The organism is Arthrobacter sp. SIMBA_036 (assembly GCF_046535135.1).
Lineage (GTDB): Bacteria > Actinomycetota > Actinomycetes > Actinomycetales > Micrococcaceae > Arthrobacter.
In genome coordinates, this window is sequence record NZ_JAWRXG010000164.1 from 1 (window position 1) to 273 (window position 273).

A 273-nucleotide genomic window follows, 5' to 3' on the forward strand; every position below is an offset into this window, starting at 1 on the left:
GGTTCGGCTTTCCAAAGCCCGCTCGGGGAGCGGCGACCCGGCTCAGGTGCGATCATATTGCAATCCCCGTCGACGACGGAGCAATGGGCGCGATAAAGGCCGGCCGGATCGCGGTTGTCCGCGAGGTTGACCGCGTGCTTGGCGGCAGGGTTCATTTGGCCGGCGGCGAGATTGTCGACCCAGACATTCTCATCGCCGCGACGGGTTACGGCCCAAGCCTCGGACGCGCCCTTGGCGGTCTCTCAGTGTTGAGCGCTGAAGGTAATCCAATCG

1 pseudogene is annotated in these 273 nt (G+C 64.5%); it reads left to right on the forward strand.

The window, feature by feature from the left end:
• Nucleotides 1–83: 83 nt before the first annotated feature.
• Nucleotides 84–273, forward strand: a pseudogene (locus SB659_RS19500) (NAD(P)/FAD-dependent oxidoreductase); the annotation flags it as partial.